This is a genomic window from Microcoleus sp. Pol8_D6, from assembly GCF_036700965.1.
GTDB lineage: Bacteria > Cyanobacteriota > Cyanobacteriia > Cyanobacteriales > Microcoleaceae > Microcoleus.
On sequence record NZ_JAUBPW010000020.1, the window covers coordinates 1 to 23,412 of the forward strand.

15 protein-coding genes are annotated in these 23,412 nt (G+C 47.0%); 2 read left to right on the forward strand and 13 right to left on the reverse strand.

The window, feature by feature from the left end:
* The 9 genes from QUA10_RS10605 to QUA10_RS10645 all read right to left on the reverse strand — a co-directional run.
* Positions 1–3,413, reverse strand: a 3,413-nt coding sequence (locus tag QUA10_RS10605; protein WP_333086239.1) for a DUF4347 domain-containing protein, incomplete at its 3' end; no start/stop codon positions are given.
* 299 nt (positions 3,414–3,712) lie between these two features.
* The gene (locus QUA10_RS10610; protein WP_333080257.1) at positions 3,713–3,979 is read right to left on the reverse strand and encodes a sulfotransferase; all 267 of its coding nucleotides are present in this window, start codon (positions 3,977–3,979) and stop codon (positions 3,713–3,715) included.
* Between the two features lie 284 nt (positions 3,980–4,263).
* Complete coding sequence (locus QUA10_RS10615) at positions 4,264–5,163, reverse strand: ABC transporter ATP-binding protein (RefSeq protein WP_333080255.1); 900 nt, start codon at positions 5,161–5,163, stop codon at positions 4,264–4,266.
* Positions 5,164–5,280: 117 nt separating this feature from the next.
* Positions 5,281–6,054, reverse strand: a complete 774-nt coding sequence (locus QUA10_RS10620; protein WP_333080253.1) for an ABC transporter permease — start codon at positions 6,052–6,054, stop codon at positions 5,281–5,283.
* Between the two features lie 275 nt (positions 6,055–6,329).
* A complete protein-coding gene (locus QUA10_RS10625) occupies positions 6,330–7,373 on the reverse strand; it encodes a hypothetical protein (RefSeq protein WP_333080251.1) in 1,044 nt (347 codons plus the stop codon).
* Between the two features lie 527 nt (positions 7,374–7,900).
* Positions 7,901–8,647, reverse strand: coding sequence for a hypothetical protein (locus QUA10_RS10630; RefSeq protein ID WP_333080250.1), 747 nt, complete (start codon positions 8,645–8,647; stop codon positions 7,901–7,903).
* Between the two features lie 63 nt (positions 8,648–8,710).
* Complete coding sequence (locus tag QUA10_RS10635) at positions 8,711–8,878, reverse strand: hypothetical protein (RefSeq protein ID WP_333086240.1); 168 nt, start codon at positions 8,876–8,878, stop codon at positions 8,711–8,713.
* A complete protein-coding gene (locus QUA10_RS10640; RefSeq protein WP_333080249.1) occupies positions 8,856–9,881 on the reverse strand; it encodes an ABC transporter permease in 1,026 nt (341 codons plus the stop codon). Before QUA10_RS10640 ends, QUA10_RS10635 begins: the two co-directional genes overlap by 23 nt.
* Before the next feature lie 391 nt (positions 9,882–10,272).
* The gene (locus QUA10_RS10645) at positions 10,273–10,617 is read right to left on the reverse strand and encodes a hypothetical protein (RefSeq protein ID WP_333080248.1); all 345 of its coding nucleotides are present in this window, start codon (positions 10,615–10,617) and stop codon (positions 10,273–10,275) included.
* Positions 10,618–11,239: 622 nt separating this feature from the next.
* Between QUA10_RS10645 and QUA10_RS10650 the strand changes: the two genes are divergently transcribed.
* Positions 11,240–14,653: a PAS domain S-box protein gene (locus QUA10_RS10650; protein WP_333080516.1), complete on the forward strand. Its 3,414-nt coding sequence runs from the start codon at positions 11,240–11,242 to the stop codon at positions 14,651–14,653.
* A gap of 55 nt (positions 14,654–14,708) precedes the next feature.
* Here QUA10_RS10650 and QUA10_RS10655 read toward each other — a convergent pair whose 3' ends face one another.
* From QUA10_RS10655 to QUA10_RS10665, 3 genes are all read right to left on the reverse strand, one after another.
* Complete coding sequence (locus QUA10_RS10655) at positions 14,709–15,776, reverse strand: ABC transporter permease (protein ID WP_333080247.1); 1,068 nt, start codon at positions 15,774–15,776, stop codon at positions 14,709–14,711.
* Positions 15,777–15,929: 153 nt separating this feature from the next.
* Entirely contained in the window at positions 15,930–17,063 is a 1,134-nt protein-coding gene (locus QUA10_RS10660; RefSeq protein WP_333080245.1) for an AI-2E family transporter, read from the reverse strand.
* A gap of 30 nt (positions 17,064–17,093) precedes the next feature.
* Positions 17,094–17,255 carry a hypothetical protein gene (locus QUA10_RS10665; protein WP_333080244.1) on the reverse strand — a complete coding sequence of 54 codons (162 nt, stop codon included), beginning with the start codon at positions 17,253–17,255 and terminating at the stop codon, positions 17,094–17,096.
* Positions 17,256–17,483: 228 nt separating this feature from the next.
* On the opposite strand from QUA10_RS10665, the gene QUA10_RS10670 reads away from it, so the two are divergent.
* Positions 17,484–19,271 carry an efflux RND transporter periplasmic adaptor subunit gene (locus tag QUA10_RS10670; protein WP_333080243.1) on the forward strand — a complete coding sequence of 596 codons (1,788 nt, stop codon included), beginning with the start codon at positions 17,484–17,486 and terminating at the stop codon, positions 19,269–19,271.
* 324 nt (positions 19,272–19,595) lie between these two features.
* Here QUA10_RS10670 and QUA10_RS10675 read toward each other — a convergent pair whose 3' ends face one another.
* Entirely contained in the window at positions 19,596–23,336 is a 3,741-nt protein-coding gene (locus QUA10_RS10675) for a chemotaxis protein CheB (protein ID WP_333080242.1), read from the reverse strand.
* Between the last annotated feature and the right edge of the window lie 76 nt (positions 23,337–23,412).

Below are 23,412 nucleotides of genomic sequence, written 5' to 3' on the forward strand. Positions count from 1 at the left end.
ACGTCAGTGTCGATAAATCCTGTGACGCTTTCGCTGAATGTTGCTGTTACTAAAAATGGTGCGTTTGTGGTTGTTGGTGATGCGGATGTTAAGGTAACTGTTGGTACTGTAGCATCAGCGGTGCGAACCAGTTGTGTGGCTGCGGTATTGTTGTTACCAGCGGTATCGGTTGCTCTTGCTGCTGGGATATCAACTGTGACAGGACCATCAGCATTCGGTGTAACGGTGAAATTATAAGTTGTACCAGTACCTGTAAATCCACTAACAGTGCCGTTAGCAACAGTCACGTCAGTGTCGATAAATCCTGTGACGCTTTCGCTGAATGTTGCTGTTACTAAAAATGGTGCGTTTGTGGTTGTTGGGGATGCGGATGTTAAGGTAACTGTGGGGACAAGAGTGTCTACAACCAAGGCTTTGCTATTAGCTAAAGATTGTCCGGCAGGAATAGTTAATGTTGCATTATTTCCAGCAGCATCTTTTAAGGTGGCACTTCCCCCTAAAGTTATGCTAATTGAGTTAAGGTCGGTGCTATTTTGTCCTGCTGCTGGAGTGTATGTACCCACAGCAGATGTGCCTGTGAAAGGTGCAATAGTTACAGTCCCACCTGTGTCTAAGGCGACTGTCATGCTACCGCCGGCTAAGGTAAGTGCTTCGCTGAAGTTGACGGTGACATTTATGTTGCCAGTTGTGTTGTAACTGCCATCGGCGGTGGTAGAGGTGATGCTGGTGACTGTGGGTGCAAGAGTGTCAATTACTATTGCTTTATTTGCACCTAAAGAGTTAGCAGCAGCGGGAGTGGGTAAGGTTAAAATCGCATCAGCAGTGGCAGCATTCTTAATAGTTCCGCCGCTTAAAGATAAGGCAGTTGTGGAAAGATAGTCTAAGTCGGCACTGCTATCACCTGCTGCTACTGCGTACCGGAATGTCAAGGTGTTGCTACCTGTTCCTGAAAGATAACTAGCGACGGGAGTTACGCTTGCTAAACTTAGTTGCGGTGTACCTGTGACGTTGACGATTTGTGAGAATTGAACGGTGATGTCGATGTTTGTGCCAATGCCATAACTGCCGTCTGCGGTGGCTGCGCTGACGTTGGTAATGGTGGGAGGGGGGTTAATGGTGATGGCGGCGGTTTCGGTGACGCTGCTGAAAACGCTGGATGTGGTGTTATTGGTTTGGTCTGTGGTGTAGTTAGCGGTAGTGCCATTTGTGCCAACTATTCGATCCCAAGCGGCGAAGGTAATGGCGTTGGTGAGGGTGCCGTTGTAACCTGTGTTGGGAACAAATCTCAGTTTTGTATTAGCATCACTGGCTAAGAGTAAGGCGTTGGTGGCAGAAACGGCTGGGGCGTTATTCCAGGTTGTGCCGTTGGTGGTGTATTGCCAAGTGCCGTTAGCGGTGTTTAAGGCAGTGATGGCGATGCCTTGGGAGGCGGTGGCGTTGGGATCGGTGATTTTTGTGCCGCCGAGGTTGGTGATGATGGTGGAGATGAGTGTGCCTGTACTGGCGCTGTCGTTTTGGTTTTGGGCGTTGAGAGTGGGTGTGCCGGAATAATCGAGGACTGGGGAGTTGTTGACTAAGACGCTGACTGTGGTGGGAGTGGAAACTACGCCGTCGGTGGCGGTGTAGGTGAAGGTGTCTACACCGTTGAAGTTGGCGTTGGGGGTGTAGCGGATGTTGCGTTTAGGATCGATCGCGATCGATCTGACCCAGTTATCCATGCCGCTACTGGGGTTGAAAGCAGTATCCAGGCTGCCGTCGGCGTTCATTCTGGCGATATAGTTGCGAGCTGTGCCGTTGACTGTGGTGAAACTGCCGCCTGCGTAAAGTTTGCCACTGCTGTCTATGGCGATCGCATAGACAGTGCCACCCATGCCGCCAGTGGGGTTGAAAGCAGTATCCAGGCTGCCGTCGGCGTTCATTCTGGCGATTCTGTTGCGAGCTGTGCCGTTGACTGTGGTGAAATCACCGCCTGCGTAGGGCTTACCACTGCTGTCAACCGCGAGCGCATAGACACCGAAATTTATGCCGCCAGTGGGGGTGAAAGCTGTATCCAGGCTGCCGTTGGCGTTCATTCTGGCGATTCTGTTGCGAGCTGTGCCGTTGACTGCGGTGAACTCGCCGCCTACGTAGGGCTTGCCACTGCTGTCAACCGCGATCGCATAGACATCGAAATTTATGCCGCCAGTGGGGGTGAAAGCAGTATCCAGGCTGCCGTTGGTGTTCATTCTGGCGATTCTGTTGCGAGCTGTGCCGTTGACTGTGGTGAAAGTGCCGCCTACGTAGGGCTTGCCACTGCTGTCAACCGCGATCGCATAGACACTGTTATTCATGCCGCCAGTGGGGTTGAAAGTAGTATCCAGGCTGCCGTCGGCGTTCATTCTGGCGATTCTGTTGCGAGCTGTGCCGTTGACTGTGGTGAACCAGCCGCCTACGTAAAGTTTGCCACTGCTGTCGAGGGCGAGCGCTCTGACCCAGTTATTCATGCCGCCAGTGGGGTTGAAAGCAGTATCCAGGCTGCCGTCGGCGTTCATTCTAGCGATAGCGTTGCGAGCTGTGCCGTTGACACTGCTGAAACCGCCCCCTACGTAAAGTTTGCCACTGCTGTCTAGGGCGATCGCATAGACACCGTTACTCATCCCGCCAGTGGGGTTGAAAGCAGTATCCAGGCTGCCGTCGGCGTTCATTCTGGCGATATTGTTGCGAACTGTGCCGTTGACTGTGGTGAAATTGCCCCCTGCATAAATCCAATCGTTGATGGTGGCAGTGCCGTTAGTAGGCGCAGTGGTGATGCTTTGCACTGAGACGCGACTGCTGCCCGTGTCGTTGGCAAGCACATCGATACTGGTAGCGGTCGAGTTAACTGTAACCGCTTTGTTATCTGGGTTAGCAACGGCTGGTAGGATGTATTTGTAAGTTTTGAGACTTTCAGAATTAAACGGTATTGATGTTTCTATCGTGCCTGTTTCTACTTCTAAGTTCCAGTCGCCTCCTAATTCTGCATTGCCTGTAGTATTATTCGATGCTGCTACATCAGCTAAAGTTAATTCGCTCAGTTCTTTAACAAATTTGATTCCTGTTTCTCCTGCGGCTACATCGCAGCCGTAGAGGTGGATATTACCATTTTCTGTTAAGGCATTTCCCCACTGTTTGATCTGAGTGCTGAAAGTTGCTATCTCTTTGTCATTGAGGGTGTCTGCGCCGAGTTTTAGGCTGCCTGGGCTGCCGTGTGAAAGGATATGAACTGCTTCAATATCTTTTTGAGTAGCTAAGGCGTTTGTAATTTGGTCGATCCCGCTTAAATTGTCATTTAAAATGAAAATTTGAGCAGCATCGGCGTTTTGAATGAGGCTTTGATAATCTTGTACAGAAGAGTCAACGAAAATAATTTGCTTGTTGGCGGTTGGTACGTTCATAACTGCTGAAATCCTTTATATATATCGTTTAGAGTTAAATCTGGCTGTTGTTGCAACCCCCGCGTCAAAGCTTAAGTTCTCGCTATGAGGACTGAAGAATTTATTAGTTTTACTGCTCCAATCAATCGGGCGGTAAAATTGTTAGCTTGTTGCGCTGGATTATTAAATAACCTCGAAACATCAAAGGCGTTGCGCCGACTCAGTAGCTCAATGCTGTCCATAATCCCAGCAATGTTTCTGACACAGCAGATAACTTTGGCTTCCGGAAATAGTTCCCGAATTAATGGCAATTTGCTGCATCACAGGGGATTGGTGTCCAAGATCACTTGTTTTTCAGCTTGCGGGTGGTAATAAGCTGAAAAGATGCTCATAATCAGTGCCAGTTTTTGTTCAGAGGAAATGAACACGGAAAACTCATTATCTTCGGTCATGGCTGACCACATTCGCTCCCCTAAACCCCCAACGGGGGAGGTCATGGCGGCGTGAAAGCGAGGATTTTGTCGGAGTAATGCTGCCAGTAAAGTAGAGCCCGATCGGGGTAGTCCTGATATGAAGTGGGCTTTCACTTGCCTAGGGTGGGAATGGGTGTTTAGAACTTAAATACAACTTAAATGTATCATACTAAAGACATATCTTTTATAGCAGATTTTTTATTTAACAGTTCGCAACACAATATCAAGGTTTACGATATCTTTACAATCTAGACATCGTGGGTTGACTTTTTCTATCTCTATAATTGCTTCCGGACTCTGCCTTTATAAGTCGGAAAAGTCAGATATTTGCCATGATTACAGAATTACTTTGGAACTTTGACCGCAGATGGTGGGGGATATACGCAGAGGGACGCAGATTAGGATACAGTTTGTTTAGTTACCTCAACATAAATATGTTCTAATCGCACCGGATATCGAGCGATTGAATCAATAGAAATTCCATCGAACAGCAAAATAATCTCTTTTAATTCTAAACGTTCCGGCAGCCAAAAAGCTAAATCGCTACCGTAGCGGCGGGGGATAAAACTGTATTGTTTAGCGCGGGCGATGACTTCAGCTTCTTCGTCGGTTTTTACTACGATAATTTCTTGAGCCGGAATCAGTTTTTGCAACTCCTCTAAACTACCTTCAGCCACAATGCTGCCATTTTTAAGAATCCCGATTTTCTGACACAGCCGCTCAGCTTCATCCAACAAGTGAGTTGTCAGCAAAATTGTAATTCCTTCCGATTGCAAGCGCTGAATTAACTCCCAAATTTCATAGCGGGCCTCAATATCTAAACCCGTTGTCGGTTCGTCTAAAATTACTAATTTAGGTTGGTGCACCAATGCTACGGCAATATTCAAACGGCGCTGCATTCCTCCGCTCAAAGTTTCCACGGGGCTTGTAGCTCTATCTGTCAAATTTACTGCTTTCAAACAGTGTCTTACTTGATAGCGGCGCTGCTTGCGCTCTAAGCCGTAAATTTGAGCAAAAAAATGGAGGTTTTCTTCGCAGCTAAGGCTTTTGTAAAGCAAATTTTCTTGAGGCGCTACCCCTATTAACAATTTTGTAGAGTCAGAAACAGGTTCGCCATTAATAGAAACTTGGCCGCTGTCGGCATTTAGCAAATTACATAAAATATTGATAGTTGTAGTTTTGCCCGCCCCGTTTGGCCCCAGCAAACCGTAAATTTCTCCAGCTTGAATGTGCAGTGTTAAATCTTTAAGCACTGAACGCTCGCCATAGGACTTATTTAGCTTTTCTATTTGCAGCACTGCTTTAATTCTCCGTATTATCTTATATATTTAGGGTTGTTTCTGAACGATTAAACCGCAGAGAGCGCAGAGTATCCAGAAGATAGAGATGAATAATTACGACATAATGAGATAGTTTTAAAGTCTTCTTTCTACTCGCAGCATCCTGCGGTAAGAAAGCCATCCACCTGCAATCATGGCAATAGAAAATATGAATAAATACCAAAAGTGTTCGGCAATATCAGCCAAATCTTTGCCATCAGCCCACACGCCCATCAGCGCTTCGTTCATGTGATAAATTGGATTGTACTGGGCGAGTTCCAGCAAACTTTTGGGAAATAGCGAAGTAGGTAAGAATGCGCCTCCTAAAATCAACAAAGGAACGCCGAAAGCTGCTACTAGGGAGTTGACATCTTCAGTGCGCCTCGCAAACTGGGTGCCGAGAATAAAGCCTACACCTACATAAGATACAATACTGAGCATAATAATCGCACATCCTAACAGGATAGAGCCTTGAAATTGTGCTCCTAAACAAGAGGCGATCGTGTATACTAAAATTACCTGACCGATGCCGATGCAACTGTGAGCCAAGAAAATTCCTAAAAAGTAGGAAGTGCCGCTAAGCGGGGAAATAAACAAGCGTTTGAGGGTATGCTGTTCTCGCTCTGCTACTACTGTTGCTACGCTACCACCGAGACAGCTAAAAAATAAAGCCGCTCCTACTAAGCTGGCAGGTGCAGCAACTTCAAAGGCTTTTGCTGTGGTGAGATTAGCGCGTTCTTTTAAAATTAAACCATTAATTAGCAAGATAGAAACTGGAAAAATACTCCACAAGACTAAGCTGCGTCGCCGCCTCCCCAATTCAATTAAAATCCGCTGTGCTACTGCGAGCGTTTCGTACCAGTATTTCATAGGAAATATATTAGTATTGTTAGAATTGGGAATTGGCGATCGCGCCACCGGATATCATACCATAGAGATGCCAATAAGTTGAACTCTCAATAAAAAACCCGCAGACGCGGGTTTTGTGATTTTAGGGGGGATAGGTTTTAACACCAGTTAAAAAAACAGAACGGAACAGTAACAACTTCTAAACCCATATCGAATCAGTCATTCCCAATTTTTTAATCGAAAATCGAATATCGAATATCGAAAATTGTTTAACTTGTCGCCCTCTGTCGTTGCTCTCAATTAATACTAAAGTTCTTACCTCTGTAGCATCCTTGAAAAGAAGTTAAACTGGTGCGGCTTCTTTGTTCCAATTGACTCACGAGGGAAGAAGTATTGAAACTGTCAGGGGTAGCACCCCACTTGTAGATAAAGTCGCCGAGATTGTGTCCGGTTTCTTCGTAGCTGTGTTCTTCAATTGGAATTCCCGAAACTCCTGAAACAGTTTGGTTGTGGTATCCGTTAAGAATGATTTTTTCGATAACGGCTCCCGGTTCTGCGGTAATGTTCCATTGCACCGGTTCGTAGGCTGAAAGGGCGAGAATTATTGGCTTGTTTCGGCGTTCTACTTTGACTTCGATCGCACTTTTTGATAAATTTCGGTTCTTGTGATCCGCGTTAGCTTCGTAAACGCCTATTAAATGAAGTTCTTTGTTTCCGCTTGAGGAACCGATATAAGCTGAAAAATCGTCGGAACCGCCAAGCCCGCAGTTGGCGCCAGAACTAATTGGGGAAATAAAAGCAGCTTTTTCGGCGATTTTCTGCTGCACGGCCGGCACTACCCACAATCCGGTTCCGATGCCTAAAGCACCTATCAAAGCAGCCGCGATACCGAAAGGAAGGGCATTTGTGAGGTGGCGAACAACTGGTTTGGTTGTTAGTTGAGATAGGGTTTGCTGCCAAGTTTCACCAGTTTGTCGATCGGCATTCCCGCCATCGAGACAGGCCAATAAACCTAAACTTTCCGGCTGTTCTAGCAGACTTTGAACTGTTTTCCCTTCGCCGACGTAGAGATTTCTAGTTTCTGTATCTAAAAGCAGCCAGTAGCGATCGCCCTCGCCGAGGTTGTACTCTTGTACTGCAGGATCGACTAAATCGTGCTGCAAAAACACCAGCCAAGCCATATTATTTCCCGTGCCGACTGTTTTGCCGTCGCTGGAAATAAGTTGGTCGATGTCTGGTTCCCAGCGCCAAGCAACCCAACGACTATCTCCTCGATAGCCAAGGGATTTTTCTAGTTGCGGATGAGCGGTTATTTGTAAGCGTTGAACTAAGTTTGACACTAGATTTCCTCCCCAAGTGCGTTAGCGAAGCCCTCGCAGAGGATCGGGTCTAGAGCAATTTTGTTCCAATTTATTAAAACAAATATTTTGCTCATGAAGAGCCTCCGAATAATCGGGTTAATTTTGTCTTGCTAATGTTATCAGCCGGTACTTTTCCAACCACACTGGCTTAACAAAAATATGCCTGTTGAATGGTTTAGCTTGAGAACTTGGAGGTGGCGAGCACCCGCCTGGTAATAATTTTAACCTTTGCTGATAACTAATCCTGTTATGGATTAAAGCGGGCTATCTATCACTGCTTCTATCTGGTTGGCCAGTTCTAAAAGAGTGCTGGGCTGATAGCGTCTACAAGTTCTTAGCTTAACTTTTATTTTGCTACTCTGCTACAAAATATGCCGATCGCACCTGACATCAATATTATGCAGAAAAATAAATATTCCGGCTTTCTCGCGACTGAAATATCCCTGAAAAAGAGAACGTTTCCGAGAAACCCGGTTTCTGTGATGAAAGTTCTGGCACTTCGCCGATTATTGGCGGGGGCCATCAATCGCATCTCTAGTCGGTGCAAGGCCTCCGGGGCTAAAGGAACTCGGCGGCACTCTCGGAAGATTGAGATTGGGATTGGGAACTAAATCGCTGTTGCTATCACCAGCATTTCCACCCGTGGGAGACGCACTATTATTGGGATTGGTACTCGGTGAACTTCCCGGATTGAGATTATTGGGATTGGTATTCGCCGGAGTTCCCAGATTGGGATTATTGGGAGTGGTATAGGGCGAACTTCCCGGATTGAGATTATTGGGATTGGTACTCGGTGAAGTTCCCGGATTGGCATTGGGAGTACCTGCGGGCGAAGTTCCCGGATTGGCATTGGGAGTACCTGCGGGCGAAGTTCCCGGATTGGTATTGTTGGGATTGTTGGGATTTGCCGTGCCTGTAGGAGTAGTTATCGGCGTGCCGACAGCATCTCTGGTGAGGGCGTTGGGGTTCGGGGGAGGAGGCGGAGTGTCCCCATTGGGGTTATTTGCAGGAGCATTGGCGGGGTTGCCCGCAACCGGAGCAGGGTTTTGGGGAGCAGCATTGCTGCCACACAAGCTGACTAAATCAAAAGTTGTGCCGCCTCGGGTTTCGATGAAGCAAACCGGCACATTTACATCGGGGTTTGAGGCTCTGGGAAAATCGGCTGTTCCCGGCATGGGACGGCTAAAGGCAGCTTCAGCCATCAGTGGGGTCAAGGCCGCCGATAGAGCGGCGATTGTTCGCAATAATCTCATCAGCGTTTCCTCAAATGTATAATTTTATTTTCTCCAGTATTGCCCATAAATTGCCAAGTGTCGTCACTCTAAAAGCCGATCGATCTTTTTGACAACTGCTTCTACAGGCCCACCGCTGGCTGCAACATCTCGCGCAGACAGAAAGTACAGGTAGAAAAAGGCGAAAGTGCAACAGTCGCGCATCCGTTGCCCTTCTTCCTTGATATTTTTAGTACCGAATTCGCGGGTCAACGTAAGCGTTCAAAATATCAATTACAATGCTGGCAATTACGACAATTGCCGCAAAAAACACCACAATACCTTGAACAGTTGGATAATCCCGCAAGCTAATCGCTTCGTAAAGACGATTTGCCAACCCCGGCCAAGAAAAAGTAACCTCTGTTAAAATAGCACCGCCCAACAGTGCAGCAAAAGTCAATCCTAAGACAGTAATCACCGGAATTAGTGCATTTTTCAGAGCGTGAGCCCATAAAATCTGGAATTCTGGAATGCCTCTAGCTCTAGCTGCTTCGACATAATCTGCTTGCAAAGTTTGCTTGAGATTCACCCTGACAATGCGCTCGAAAATTCCGCTCAAAAGAATGCCCAAGGTCAAACTCGGAAGTGCTAAATAATGCAAAGATGTGAGAAACTGACCAGGGTTAGCGCTCAGAAGACTGTCAATAGTGTATAGTCCTGTGTAGCCTTCGGGGGCGGGGAATGTGACGGGAAAGCGAGTTCCCAAGGGGAACCATCCCAACTGCACCGCGAAAATTAATTGCAAAACCATGCCGGCCCAAAAAGCGGGCAGCGAGTAAGTGATAATGCCAAACAAACGGCCGACAGCATCGAAAATAGTGTTGGGGCGGGATGCTGCCAGGGAACCGATACTGATGCCGACAATTAAAGCTATGGCCATGCTACAAACTGCTAATTCCACTGTAGCGGGGAAATAATCTCCGATAATTTGCCACACGGTTTGTCCGCGAGTGGTGATTGAGGTTCCCAAGTCGAAGCTCAACAAGTCTTTCATGTATTTGAGATATTGCTGCCACAGGGGTGCGTCGAGGCCGAGTTGAGTTCGCATTGCTTCTTTGGCGGCTGCGGGAGCTCGTGAACCGAGAATGGCATCTATGGGGTCGCCTGGAGTAGCCCGCAACAATAAAAATACTGCTGTGGTGATTGTCCACAACATTAGCGGTGCCAGAAGCAAGCGGAGAAAAATATAAGATTGCAGGGCTTTGGAACGAGACATAATATTTGGGAATTGAGAATTGGAAATTGAAAATAGACAGTTGATGCCACTTTAATGTGAAGTTGCACATATCTCGATCCCCCTAAATCCCCCTGGTTGTTGGGGGACTTTGAGAAGAATCTTGTCCCCCCCTTAGTAGGGGCGGTGCCCCCGTGCCCGCCCGCTCGTTAGGGGGGATCACATTCTACGGGGCCTCATAAAAAATTGGTATGAGTGGATTTTACTTACATCTTGCACTATTCTCAAGAACAGGAAAGATGCCTGTTCCACAACAGATAAATTTTATTTTAAACCGTTGCTCCTCGCCCGCCATGAAAGGATGATTGAGAATGGCGCAAGATATCAGTTTTAGCGAAAAAGCCGATCGACTTTTTCGCAATTCCCGATTTTCTTATTCCCCTAGCAGCGATTCAAATGCAGCTTGCAAAGACTTGATATCGCCTACTCTGGCTACTAACAAGTTTTCGCTGCCGGCATCCTGCAGCCTGTGTCTCCAATACTGGATGCTATCGGAATTGTTCATCCAGAAACTAATCACGGTGTTTACAACTCGATCGACATCCCAGCCGCGGTTAGGAGAAACTGTCTCTACGGATGCCACAAACGCATCGAGAGTGCACTTTCGGTTTGCCAAGTATTCTACACCGGACGGCTGCGGTTGTTGCAGCAATTCCTGCTGCTGGTTGAAAAACGTTAAAGTTGGAGATACGCCCAGGATTTCAAATGTATAGTTCATGTCATCCTCCAGAAGTATTATTTTGCCAAAATGTCGCTCCTCCAAAAAAGCCAAAAACGCTTTACTTGGCTGGCGTTGATGAAATGCAGATGCTTCAAATATCCTCTTTGTAGTCGAGCGGGATTTTGGCGGCTTATCTTATTAATAGCAAATTTTTCAACACCAGATTGTCACAGAATTTACATTTGTCCTTGCACGGTAGAAAAAAATAAAATTAAATATTTATTAACCCGGCGTAAGGAAGACAATGCCCACCCGGAGAAAGTGAGCTTATTTTAGATTTAAAAGTTTAGATTAAAAAATTGAATAATTGGCAATGACTGATGGCAAGCATGGTGTGGATCACGGGCCTAAAATTGCTTTTTTTACGGGGTGTGACGTTTTGACAGCGAGTCCCCAGAGCGATCGCCACATTCAGGCAAGTAGTGGCATGATTAATGTTACAAGTTTTTACAGTAGCGGTGGAAACCTCAGCCCTGTTTTGAGTGGCCGCCCACTGCACTTCACTATTTGTGTACAACCTTGTAACTTATATCGAGGATCTCTTTTAAGCGACAAACGATACGCAAACCTGGTAGGTGTCAAAATATTGATGTTATTGAAAAGTCTGAGCAGTTGTGTGATGAAAAGCTCGCCCAAGATGTCACTAAGCCTAGTTTTGTTGATACCGCTGGTGGTGCAAATCTCCGTAGCAGTCGGCGTGACTGGATGGCTTTCGTTTCGCAACGGCCAGAAAGCTGTCAATGACCTTGCTACGAGGTTAAGCTTGGAAGTTGCAGCGAGGACGAAAGAAAATTTCCGCAGTTTTGGGGATGTGTCTCACCTGTTCCTGCAAATGAATACTGCTGCGATCGCTTCTGGAAACTTAGACCCGGAAGACTTCCCCAACTTAGAGCGCTATTTGTGGAACCAGACCAAGCTGAGCGATCGAAATACAACCATCTACTACGGCGACGAACAGGGCAGATTCCTCTTGCTCAAGCGAGAAGCAGAACACTTAGTATACATCAGAGATGAATCAACCGCTCCCAACCGCCAAATTTATCGCCTAGATAGCCAAGGAAATCGCACTGAGCTAATCAAAACCGTCCCCTATGACCCCCGTACTAGACCGTGGTACAAAGCTGCCAAACAGTCAGGCAAAGCCACTTGGTCTCCTATCTACACCTTCGCAGCACCGCCCGTGCTGGGGATTACGCCGGTGATGCCCATCTACAACCAAACGGGTAGCCTGCAGGGGGTACTGGCAATTGACCTAACTCTTTCTCAAATCAGCGATTTTCTCAAAAGCATTAAAATTAGCCCGTCGGGACAAGTTTTTGCGATCGAACGCAGCGGCGAAATAGTCGCCAGTTCCACAGACGAATTGCCCTTTGTCACCGACAAAGACGGACAAAAACGGCTGTTGGCGACTAGGAGCAAAAATTTGCTAATTCGATCGGCATCCACATACTTGCAAAAACGATTTGGTAGTTTTGAACAAATTGACAGCCAAGGACAGTTTACCTTCGAGATAGACGGCAAACGTCAATTTATTACCGTTGCTCCCTTGCAAGACGGCCGCGGCCTCGATTGGCTGATTGTAGTCGCAATCCCGGAAGCCGACTTTATGGAGCAAATTAACGCTAACACTCGCACAACTATCTTATTGTGCTTTTTTGCCTTCGTACTGGCGATCGCACTGGGAATTTTCACCTCTCGCTGGGTTGTCAAACCGATTACCCGATTGTTGCAAGCTTCCAAAGCTTTAACAAAAATGTCTGAGTCATCCGAATTCACCTCCGCAGAATTAAACGGCGAAGTCGAAGTTCAAGGCGTCAAAGAACTCGGCCTTCTAGCTCAGTCTTTCAATCAAATGGCCCGACAATTGCGATCGTCTTTTGTTGCCCTAGAACAAACCAACTCTAGTTTAGAACAGCGAGTAGCAGAGCGGACTGCCGAACTCGAAGCGGCAGAAGCAGAATTGCGGGCTTTGTTTGCAGCTATGAATGAATTAATTATAGTTGTGGACGCCAGCGGTCGCTATTTAAAAATCGCGCCCACAAATCTTTCTCTGCTCTACAAACCAATCGAAGAATTAGTTGGCAAAACAGTCACAGATGTGTTTCCGCAAGCTACATCAGACAATTTTCTCAAGCACATCCGAGCAGCTTTAGATACTCAGCAAACTGTCAGCATCGAGTACGATTTAACCATTAGCGACCGCGAAGTTTGTTTTGCAGCCAGCATTTCACCGCTTTCAGCAGAATCCGTCATTGTGGTAGCCCGCGACATTACCGAACAGAAGCGAGCCGAATCAGCGCGACGCCAAAGGCAAAAACAATTGCTCAAACAAAATACGGTTTTGGTAGAACTGGCAAGAAATAAAGCGCTGTATCGAGGCGATTTGCAAGTAGCTTTGAGGCAAATCACCGAAGCAGCAGCTCATACCCTACAGACAGAAAAAGCTGGCGCGTGGCTATACGATGAGAGTCGATCGAAACTGCAATGTCTCGACCAATTTAGTCGCAGCAACCCGCACCATTCCCAAGGTGCCGAAGTCGCAGCAGCCGACTATCCAGCTTATTTTAAAGCTTTGGAAGAACACCGGACGATCGCAGCCGATGACGCACTCTCAGATGTGAGAACCAGAGAATTTGCCGAATCTTACTTTTCAAAAGTGGGTACTACATCAACCTTAGATGCGCCGGTGCGGCTGGGAGGACAAACAGTCGGAGTTATCTGTATCGAACAAGTGGGAACTACTCGCAACTGGACATTAGAAGAACAAAATTTTGCTGCTTCCCTGGCAGATTTGGTATCATTGGCGATCGAAGCCAGCGAGCGCGATCGTACACAAAGCGCTTTGCGTCAAGCAGAACAAAAATATCGTAGCATCTTTGAAAATGCCGTCGAAGGGATTTTTCAAAGAACCCCCGAAGGCCACTTCTTGAGCGTAAATCCAGCTTTAGCCCGCATCTACGGCTACGCCTCTCCCGAAGAATTAACATCAAATCTCACCAATATCAGGCAGCAAGCTTACGTCAATCCTCAGCAGGGCGAAAAGTTTATGCGGGTGATGGAAGAATTCGGAGAAGTTTCGGGGTTTGAGTCACAAGTTTACCGCGTTGACGGCAAGGTAATTTGGATTTCCGAAAGCGCGCGTGCAGTGTGCGACGCCGACGGCAAGGTACTCTACTATGAAGGCAGCGTCGAGGATATTAGCGATCGAAAAGTCTTTGAATCCGCCTTGCAACTCGCCCTAGAAGCAGCCGAAGCAGCTTCCACCGCAAAAAGCGCATTTTTGGCAAACATGAGCCACGAACTGCGAACACCTCTGAATGCCATCATCGGCTACAGCGAAATGCTCCAAGAAGAAACCGCAGAATTGGGTTACGATGAACTCACCCCAGATTTAGACAAAATTCGTACTTCCGGCCGACACTTGCTATCCCTAATTAACGACATTCTCGACATTTCTAAAATCGAAGCCGGCCGCATGGATCTTTACTTAGAAACCTTCGACATCGCCGCCTTGATTGAAGAAGTAGCATCTACTGCCACGCCGCTAATTGAGAAAAACGGCAACACTCTAAACTTGGATCAAATTACGAATATCGGCACGATGCACGGTGACATTACCAAAGTGCAGCAGATTTTATTAAATTTGCTGAGCAATGCCGCCAAATTCACTCAAAACGGTACAATTACCCTCACAGCCAGCCGAGAAAAATTTGCGCGCGACAGCAGCGAAGCAAAACAAGAAAACACTTCTGAACCTGCGGCAAGTTCTCAATCTTCAATTGCTAGTAAAGAATTTTTAGTTGTTAATTGTACAGATACAGGAATTGGGATGACTCCCGACCAGTTGCAGCACATTTTCCAACCCTTTACCCAAGCCGACGCTTCCACCACCCGCAAGTACGGCGGCACCGGGTTGGGACTGGCAATCAGCCAGCGTTTTTGCCTAATGATGGGTGGCAATATTTCCGTAAAAAGTCAGGAGGGTGTTGGTTCTACTTTTACCATTCGCTTGCCGGTTAATCTGCCCAATTAGGGGGCATAACTCTTACACCTGCTCTGCCTAAAAACTAGAAATTCCCAATTCCCAATTACCTTTGAATGCTACGCGGATCGAGAGCATCCCGCAACCCATCCCCCAATAAATTAAACGCCAAAACAGTCAAAATAATCAGTATCGCCGGAGGCCAAACCAACCAAGGCTGCAACACTAAAATTGAAGCATTAGTAGACAGGGATAGTAAATTTCCCCAAGAAGGATCGGGCTGTTGAATTCCCAAGCCAATTAAACTCAAAACCGACTCCGCCACAATAAAACCCGGAACCGCCAAAGTAGCAGAAATAATTACATAAGTAGCAGTTTGTGGCAACACGTGGCGGACAATAATATAAATTGGATTAGCGCCCATTGCCCGCGCCGCTTGCACAAATTCTCGTTGTTTAATTGACAGTACCTGACCGCGAATTACCCGCGCCAGACCCGCCCAATTGATAAATGAAGTAATCAGCACAATCAATATAAATCGCTGAGCACTTGTCAATCCTGGTGGCAATACTGCTGCTAGCGCTACTAATAAATAAAGACCGGGAATCGTCATCAATACTTCGGCGAAGCGCATTAAAATACTGTCAATCCAACTGCCGAAATAACCAGATATGCCTCCGATTAACAATCCCAATGGAAAAGAAATTGCTATGCCAACTAAACCGATGCTGAGGCTAATTCTGCTGCCGTGTACTAAGCGACTGAATTGGTCGCGAGCTTGTTCGTCCGTGCCTAAAATGTTAATTTGGCCTTCTCCTGTAGTACCAAACAGGTGCCTGTCTAATGGTAAAACTCCTAAAAACTTATAGGGGGAAGCTTTGACAAACAAACCGATAGCAGAGGGTTTTTGCCAGTCTATAATTACCTCACGAGCGCCCGTATTAGCATCCACTGGCCCCTGAGTAGTCGGATAAACGTGAGGCCCGATAAAGCGCCCGTCTTGGGTGCTTAAATAAATCTGAGTCGGCGGCAGCAATGAACCGTTTAATTGAGAGTCATAGGGGTCGTAAGGTGCCACAAATTCGGCAAAAAGTGCGACTGTGTAAAAAATTAACAGTAGCACGGCTCCTAACCGAGCTAGAGGATTTTTTCTAAGATTTTGCCACCATTTCATAAGTTTTGAGGTTTGATATTTCAAGTGGGTTAGTAATCAAGACTAAAGTTCTTTGTAGAGACTTTAGTTTTTTCTTAAGGGACTCAGCAGCCAAAAGTTAATCCCTGACTTATAAAAGTTTTCATGACTGCATTACTTACTACAAAAATTAGACTACTTATGTTCATCTGCGATCAAGATTATTCTAGTTTCATCTTCGGGTATTTTCCCCAATTCCTCGCCACTAAAAGGATTGTAGAAAAACGAGCCTGTTTGGGGTGGCAATTTGGGATTGAGTACAATTTCTACTATACTTTTTACAACCCCAGTGAGCGGAATTGCCAGGATAACTCCCAACAATCCTCCCACTCTACCTCCTAAAAGCAAAGCTGTAAAAATAACTACCGGGCTCAATCCGGTGAGATTGCCCATGATTCGGGGAGCTACTAAATTATCCTTAATTTGCTGGAGACCGATCGCCACTACCAACACTTGCAGCGCCAGCCACCAATCAATAAAGGCTACAATTATACTAACAGTGCCAATTCCTAAAGTTGCTCCAATAAACGGAATTATTTCCGTCAATCCTATAAACACGGCAAACAACAGAAAAAACGGAACTTGCAGCCACCAAAAAGCCAGAGTCAACGAGATGGCCATCAAGAGTCCCAGCAATAACTGTCCCGATACAAATCGCTGAAGGTTTCGCTGCAAAGTCTCTGTTAAAACATAGCGAATGTCTGGGGAAAAAATACTGGTCAAACCCTGCCAAACTCTTTGCCCGTCTAGGAGCATATAAAAGGAAATTACCACAATAAAAATCAAGTCCAAAAACCAGTTAACAGTACCGACCACTAAGCCTAAACTCGTACCGGCGAGCGCCTGCACTTGTTCCTGCACTTTCGCTGATAACTGCTGCTCCAATATTTGCACGTTAAACGGCAAATTGCGCTCGGCACTCCAGGCTTGAAATTCAGCTAGCTGCAGTCGCCCCGACTCCAGTAAATCCGGGAACCTCACCCCCAACTGGCTCGCTTGGCTGAACACCGGCGGCACAATAGTTAAACCGATTACTACTACTATCACACCCGCAGTTAAATAAACCAGCCCCGCAGCTACTCCCCGGGGCAAAAATACTTGGAGTCTGATTACTGCATAGTTTAATAAAAATGCAATGAGTCCCGCTGTTACTAAAATGCTGACCAGTTCCCCAACATAACTGACAGCAGTTAGGGTAAACCATCCCGTTACTAGCACTAGCAGCCAAGTAATTAGAAACTGTTGGAGGGGAGAAAAGACACTATTCATTGTGATTTTTGTCAATTAAACTGGTACAACTTACTGAGCCGATTTGTCGAGTTCTACGACAAACACATTAGAGTATAGATTAGCAATAATCAGTTCAAGATTAGACTGCATTTTCTCAGCATTGATGAGTTTGTGACAGCAAAACCGATCGGGGACAGACAATGCGATCGCGATCGACTCCACGATCGCCAATCCCGCTAATATTCAGTATGACCCAGAGGCAGATCCAATTAAATCTAGATCGTACAAACTTTGAGCAAATTTAATCAAAATCGCCATTCTCAGGTGAAACGGCGCCACACTCACCCAAAAGGAGGAAGCGCTACTCTAGAGGCTCTCCGCTAAAATGAACTAAATAATATCGTAATCTTTCTTTACAATATAAAAAAGGAAAGGCTCATACTCGCGAGAGGAACTACCGTGACTAATCAAGTTTTTTCAGAAGCCGAAGAAAAGCAACCCCTTACCCCCGTGGAGAGCGGGCACGACAGGAACTCAGCAGTGGATGCAGCTGAAAGCGAAGTCTCAGACAACTCTCGCTGGCAATTCTCCGGTGAGGATGATGAACGAGAAGTTGCGCTGGAAGTTCCAGAAATGGAGGAGGAACAAGTTTGGGAACGAGAAGCAGCTGAAGTTGGGCCCCGCAAAGAAATCAGGTGGCCTGCCTTGTTGGCGGGCGCAGGGGTTGGCGTGGCTGCAACGTTGCTAGCAGTAAACTTGACTGGGGGCAAGCAGAGTTCACCTCCGGCAGTGCCAATTCCATCGGTAAACCAGCAGGCGACGGCTCCGACGGTGACAGTGGCGTCTGTGGAATCTGCCCAGGTGGGTGAAACTCTGGAAGCGACGGGCACCGTGGCAGCCTATGACTTACTGCCGGTGCTGCCACAAGCCAACGGTTTGCAAATTAAGCAGGTGTTGGTGAATGAAGGAGATGCGGTAGAAAAAGGGCAGACGATGGCGGTTTTGGACGATTCGGTACTACGATCGCAAATTGCCGAAGCGCTGGCGGGAGTACAATCAGCCAATTCTACGGTAGAACAAGCCCAAGCTCAGGTGCAGCAAGCTGAATCAGCCCAACAAGAAGCCCAAGCCGGCGTTGCTCAAGCCCAAGCTGGCGTTGAAAAAGCCATCGCTGACGCAGCGCAAGCCCAAACAGGCATCGGGCAAGCAAGGGCAGGTGTGGAACAAGCTAAAGCCGGTGTCACTCAAGCTAAAGCAGGCATTGCCTCCGCTCAGGCTAAATTAGATCAAGCTCAAAGAGAAGTAAATCGCACCCAAGATTTGGCTTCTCAGGGAGTAATTAGTCGGCAAGATTTAGAAAGACGCAAGACAGAGCGGCAGACTGCTGTTCAAGACTTGAACAAAGCTAAAGCTGACTTGAATACAGCTTTACAAGAACAGAATAAAGCAGCAGAAGAAGTGCAATCTTCTCTTGCTAAAGTAGCTACGGCAGAAGCTAATATCAGTACGGCTAGAGCAGCCCTCAGCAGCGCTCGTGCTAAAGTGAATACGGCCGGAGCGAGTGTCAGCAGTGCGAGAGCAAATGTGGGAAATAACGCAGCAAGTGTCCGCAGCAATGATGCACAAGTCAAACAGTTACAAACTCAACTAGAACAAACTATTGTTCGAGCGCCGGATAGTGGTACTGTGGCTGAAAGAATTGGTCGAGTTGGTGATGTTTCTTCGGGAAGTCAAAAACTATTTTCCATTATTCGCGGTAACAAGCTGGAACTACAATTGAAAGTACCGGAAACTCAGGTTTCGCAAGTGCGGCCGGGAACAGCAGTGCAAATTACTTCTGACTCTGACAAGCGGATTAAGTTGTCAGGAACTGTGCGAGAGATTTCCCCGCTAGTTGACCCGCAAAATCGACAAGCTACGGTGAAGATTGATTTGCCGGCAAGCGAGTTTTTGCGATCGGGAATGTTTTTGCGCGCATCTATTTCGACGACAAGGGCTCAAGGTTTGAAAGTCCCTGCTAAAGCTATTTTGCCGCAACCTGACGGCAGTTCTATGGTTTATAAACTTGTCGGGCAGGACAAGGTGCAGGCTCAACTGGTGGAAGTTGGGGAAATTTCTGGGGGTGCTGTGGGCGATTTGACTGCTGCTAAGGTGGTGGTTAAAAAAGGTTTGAAGGCGGGCGATCGGGTGGTTGTTACTGGGGCTGGTTTTCTTAAGGATGGCGCTGAGGTTAAGGTTGGTAAATAGTTATTGGTTAGGGTTATTTAGAGTTAGGGTTGTTTAGAGATGATTGCCTTTTTTTACCGCAGATGAAGGCAGATAAGCGCCGATGAACGCAGATAACTACTGCCAATACTTCGATTATACCAATTTTATATGAGTCTGCATAGAATCTGATCCCCCCTCACCCCCCTTAATAAGGGGGGACAAGAGCACTCAAAGTCCCCCTTATTAAGGGGGATGCAAGGGGGATCGAAATATATGCAACTTCACATTAAATTGGTATGACTGGATTTTACTATTCCGATGCTACCGGAATTGATATCACAATCAACAGTCAACAGTCAACAATCATGGGATATCTGTTCGTAGCGGCAACCTGACGGTAAAGGTTGCTCCTTGTCCCTCACCCGGACTTGTGGCGGTAACAGTACCGCCGTGGAGTTCTACTAAATGACGGACGATCGAGAGTCCTAGCCCCAATCCTGAGTCTCTGCGAGAGTAGCTACTATCCGCCTGACGGAAGCGATCGAACACATAGGGGAGAAAATCAGGGTGAATGCCTTTACCAGTATCGCTAACTTGGATTTGAGCCATGCCCTCAATGTAGTCTAATGCGATGTCAATTCTGCCTCCGGCTGGAGTGAATTTAATCGCGTTTGAAAGTAGATTCCACACTACCTGTTGTAAGCGACTTGGATCGCCCAACACGCTTGTTTTTAAAGGACTTAGCCGCCATTCAACTTGAAGATTTTTGGCTTCTGCTGCTAAACGAACCACCGCGATCGCATTTTCAAGCAGAGGATTGAGGTCAATTTCAGAAGGGTTGAGCCGAAATTGGCCTGTGGTAATCCGCGAAACGTCTAATATGTCATCGATGAGCTGGTTTTGTGCTTTGGCGCTGCGTTCGATCGTTTTTAGCGCTTCCTCGGTTTTAGCCTCATCAAATTTTTTCAGGCGCAGCAACTGTGCCCAGCCAATCATGGCATTGAGCGGCGTCCGCAGTTCGTGAGAGAGGATGGACAAAAACTCATCTTTGACGCGGTTGGCTGACTCAGCAGCCACCCGACCCGCTTGTTCTTGCATCCGAAGGCTGCGTTCTGTCTCCAACTGTTTTTGCTCGGTGATATCCTCGATCGCCAACAGAATCATCTGTGTATCCCCAATGGGAGGCATTTTGCGGCCATTGAGCAGCATTATTTTATGCCCGATCTGCTCAAAGTCATCCTCGACCTCAAAATCTTTAAACTCCTCACTGCCAGCGAGAATTTCTTCTAGGAGCGATCGTAACTTGGGAATATTCCACTGTCTGTTACCAAGCTCGAAGATCGACTGTTGCTCAATTTGGATCGGCATCACCTGAAACGTCTCGTAGAAACAACGATTGGCAGTGATTGCCTGCAGGTTGAGATCCAGCACTAGCAATGGTTCCCGCACGGTTTCGACGATCGTTTCGGCGTAATTTTTTGCTTCCGTCAACTGCTGCGCGCTGAGTTTGAGTTCGTTGATATCCACCAACATCACCACAGCCCCATCAATTTTGTTGTCGATCGTCCGGTAGGGTCGAATGTGTAGATCGTACCAACGACCGTCTCGATCTTGAACCTCCTGAACTTTCAAATTGAGCGTGCGGATCACCTCTAAAATCAGTTGCTCTAAGTCCGGTACTATCAACTTGTGAGTGATGTCGCTCAAGGACCGCCCAACATCAGTAGAAATCAAGTTGAAGAGGCGTTCGATTGCGGGAGTAAACCGGCGGATTCGCAGGTCGCCTCCCACCATCAGGATCGGAATATTGATGCTCGCCAGCAGATTCTCTAAATCGTTGCTTACCTGAGTCGATTCAAGATTGCGCCGCTGCAATTCGTCATTAATCGTGTTGAGTTCTTCATTGGTTGCCTGAATCTCTTCTTTTGCCGTTTCGAGTTCCTCATTCATGCTTTGCAACTCTTCGTTGCTGGACAAAATCTCTTCGTTGGCCGCTCTCAAATCTTGATTAGCGGCTTGATGTTCTTGGACGATCGCTCCGAGATGTTCTCTTGTGGTTTTCAGTTCCTGTAGCAGCCTTGCAATCTCCTGAGTTTCACCCTGTGAAGGATCAGAGTTGACTCTACCATCGTCAGTATTAGCAGCAGGCATTGCAGATATCGGGGACTCCTCTTGAAACAACACTAAAAAATAGTTTTTTGCCACAGCGCCGGCTTGGAATGGAATCACATTAATTCTGATCTGCCGAATGATCTCGCCCTCTTTAACTTGTAAGCCTGCCCGTGCGATCGGCTGCTTCTGCTGTGAGGCTTGTTGAATTGCAGTTCGTAGTTCCACGCGCAATCCTTCTTTTGCCATTCTCAGCAGGCTAAAGCTCGCCCTACCGGGGGCCGGTTCTAGGTAGGCATTCGTCTGTCCTCGAAATTGCACAATCTCGCTGGCTGCGTTAATCACGACCCCGACAGGGGCATAGTGATTCAAAACAATGCGATCGGCCTGTTTCTCCATTTCGATTTCGTCCAGCTTTTCTGTCTGCAGCGGTGGATGATTGAGGGGTGTCAGAGGATAGTTGTTAGCATTTAAATCCATGCTGAGCCAATGCGACAACTGTTTTTTAGTATAAATTTTGTTCTTTTTGTCGAATAGCGCAAAGAATTCTGAAAAGTCTCCCACCGTTTCCGAAGTGCCTAACAGCAAAAAGCCTGCGGACCGAAGCCCATAGTGGAACATTGGCAGCAGTTTTTTCTGCAACGGGGGTCCCAGATAGATCAGCACGTTCCGACAGGTAATCAAATCCATCCGGGAAAAGGGCGGATCGGCGATCAGGTTTTGTCTAGCAAAGACGCAGAGTTCGCGCACGGGCTTAGCGATTTGGTATCCGCCCTCGACTTGGACAAAGAACCGATTTAGGCGTTCAGGTGAAATATCCGCGACTTGGGCCTGGGTATAAAAGCCACTGCGGGCGATCGCGATCGCACTTTCGCTGATGTCTGTGGCATAAATCTGAATCGGCAGGTTAGTAGATCGAGATCCTAAAAACTCTAGCAAGCAGATGGCGATCGAGTAAGCTTCTTCACCCGTGGAACAGCCGGCAATCCAAATTCGGATCGGTTTTTTCGGCGATTTATCTTGGACAATTGCGGGAAAAACATTGCTGCTTAAGGCATGAAAGCTTTCGGGATCGCGGAAAAAGCTGGTGACATGAATTAAGACATCGTGGTACAGCGCCGTTACTTCTGCCGGAGTGTGTTGGAGATATTCGGCATAATTTTCGATGCGTTCGAGCTTGTAGAGCAACATCCGCCGATGTATCCGCCGCTTCAAGGTGGTTTGCTTGTAGTTAGTAAAGTCAACTCCTGTAGCCACCCGCAGCAAACTGTAGATAATGGCGATCGCATCTTTATTTTCGATCGCATCTTCGCTGGTTGTCGATTCTGTCGCAGGTCGATCGGCAATGTAGGGATGACGGCCGATCTCTGCTATTTTATCGGCAATTTTTTCCGGTGTCAAGATAAAGTCTACTTGACCCGTAGCCACCGCAGTGTTCGGCATACTGTTGACTTGTGCCGATTTTTCACATTGGGCAAAAGTAATACCGCCGGCGGCCTTAATCGCTTTTAACCCTTGGGCACCATCGCTGTCGCCCCCGGACAAAATGACGCCGATGGCTTGGTTCCCCCGTTCTTCGGCGAGGGAAAACAGAAAAGTATCGACGGACATAAATACCCCGCGTCCTCTGCCGCGAGGCGTTAGCTTCAGCACGCCTCCATCGATGGTCATGCTGAAATTCGGGGGGATGACGTAGACCTGATTCGGTGTTATTAGCATCCCATCTGTCACCTCATGCACGGGCATCAGGGTCGATCGAGCCAGAATCACACTCAACACACTTTCCTGATTCGGTAACATATGCTGAATTATTACAAACGCCATGCCGGTATCGATCGGCAAATGGCTCAGTAATTGCATAAAGGCTTCCAATACACCTGCGGAGGCTCCTATTGCGACTACAGGAAATAAGTCGTTTTGATTGTTTTGCTGCTTGCGAGCAGCTTTGATACCAGCTTTAGGTTGAGATTTCTTGGAATTCTTTTTTTCAGTCATTTTTTATACCCTATTTATGTTTTTTTAAGTAAGTGTTATGGTATATTTTTATTTTTATTATATATGATAAAGCATC

Bases quoted from the DNA above. Each gene is read 5' to 3' on its own strand.
- QUA10_RS10630 (WP_333080250.1), bottom strand. From the start codon at position 8,647: ATGAGATTATTGCGAACAATCGCCGCTCTATCGGCGGCCTTGACCCCA.
- QUA10_RS10655 (WP_333080247.1), bottom strand. From the start codon at position 15,776: ATGAAATGGTGGCAAAATCTTAGAAAAAATCCTCTAGCTCGGTTAGGA.
- QUA10_RS10640 (WP_333080249.1), bottom strand. From the start codon at position 9,881: ATGTCTCGTTCCAAAGCCCTGCAATCTTATATTTTTCTCCGCTTGCTT.
- QUA10_RS10650 (WP_333080516.1), top strand. From the start codon at position 11,240: ATGAAAAGCTCGCCCAAGATGTCACTAAGCCTAGTTTTGTTGATACCG.
- QUA10_RS10660 (WP_333080245.1), bottom strand. From the start codon at position 17,063: ATGAATAGTGTCTTTTCTCCCCTCCAACAGTTTCTAATTACTTGGCTG.
- QUA10_RS10675 (WP_333080242.1), bottom strand. From the start codon at position 23,336: ATGACTGAAAAAAAGAATTCCAAGAAATCTCAACCTAAAGCTGGTATC.
- QUA10_RS10645 (WP_333080248.1), bottom strand. From the start codon at position 10,617: ATGAACTATACATTTGAAATCCTGGGCGTATCTCCAACTTTAACGTTT.
- QUA10_RS10620 (WP_333080253.1), bottom strand. From the start codon at position 6,054: ATGAAATACTGGTACGAAACGCTCGCAGTAGCACAGCGGATTTTAATT.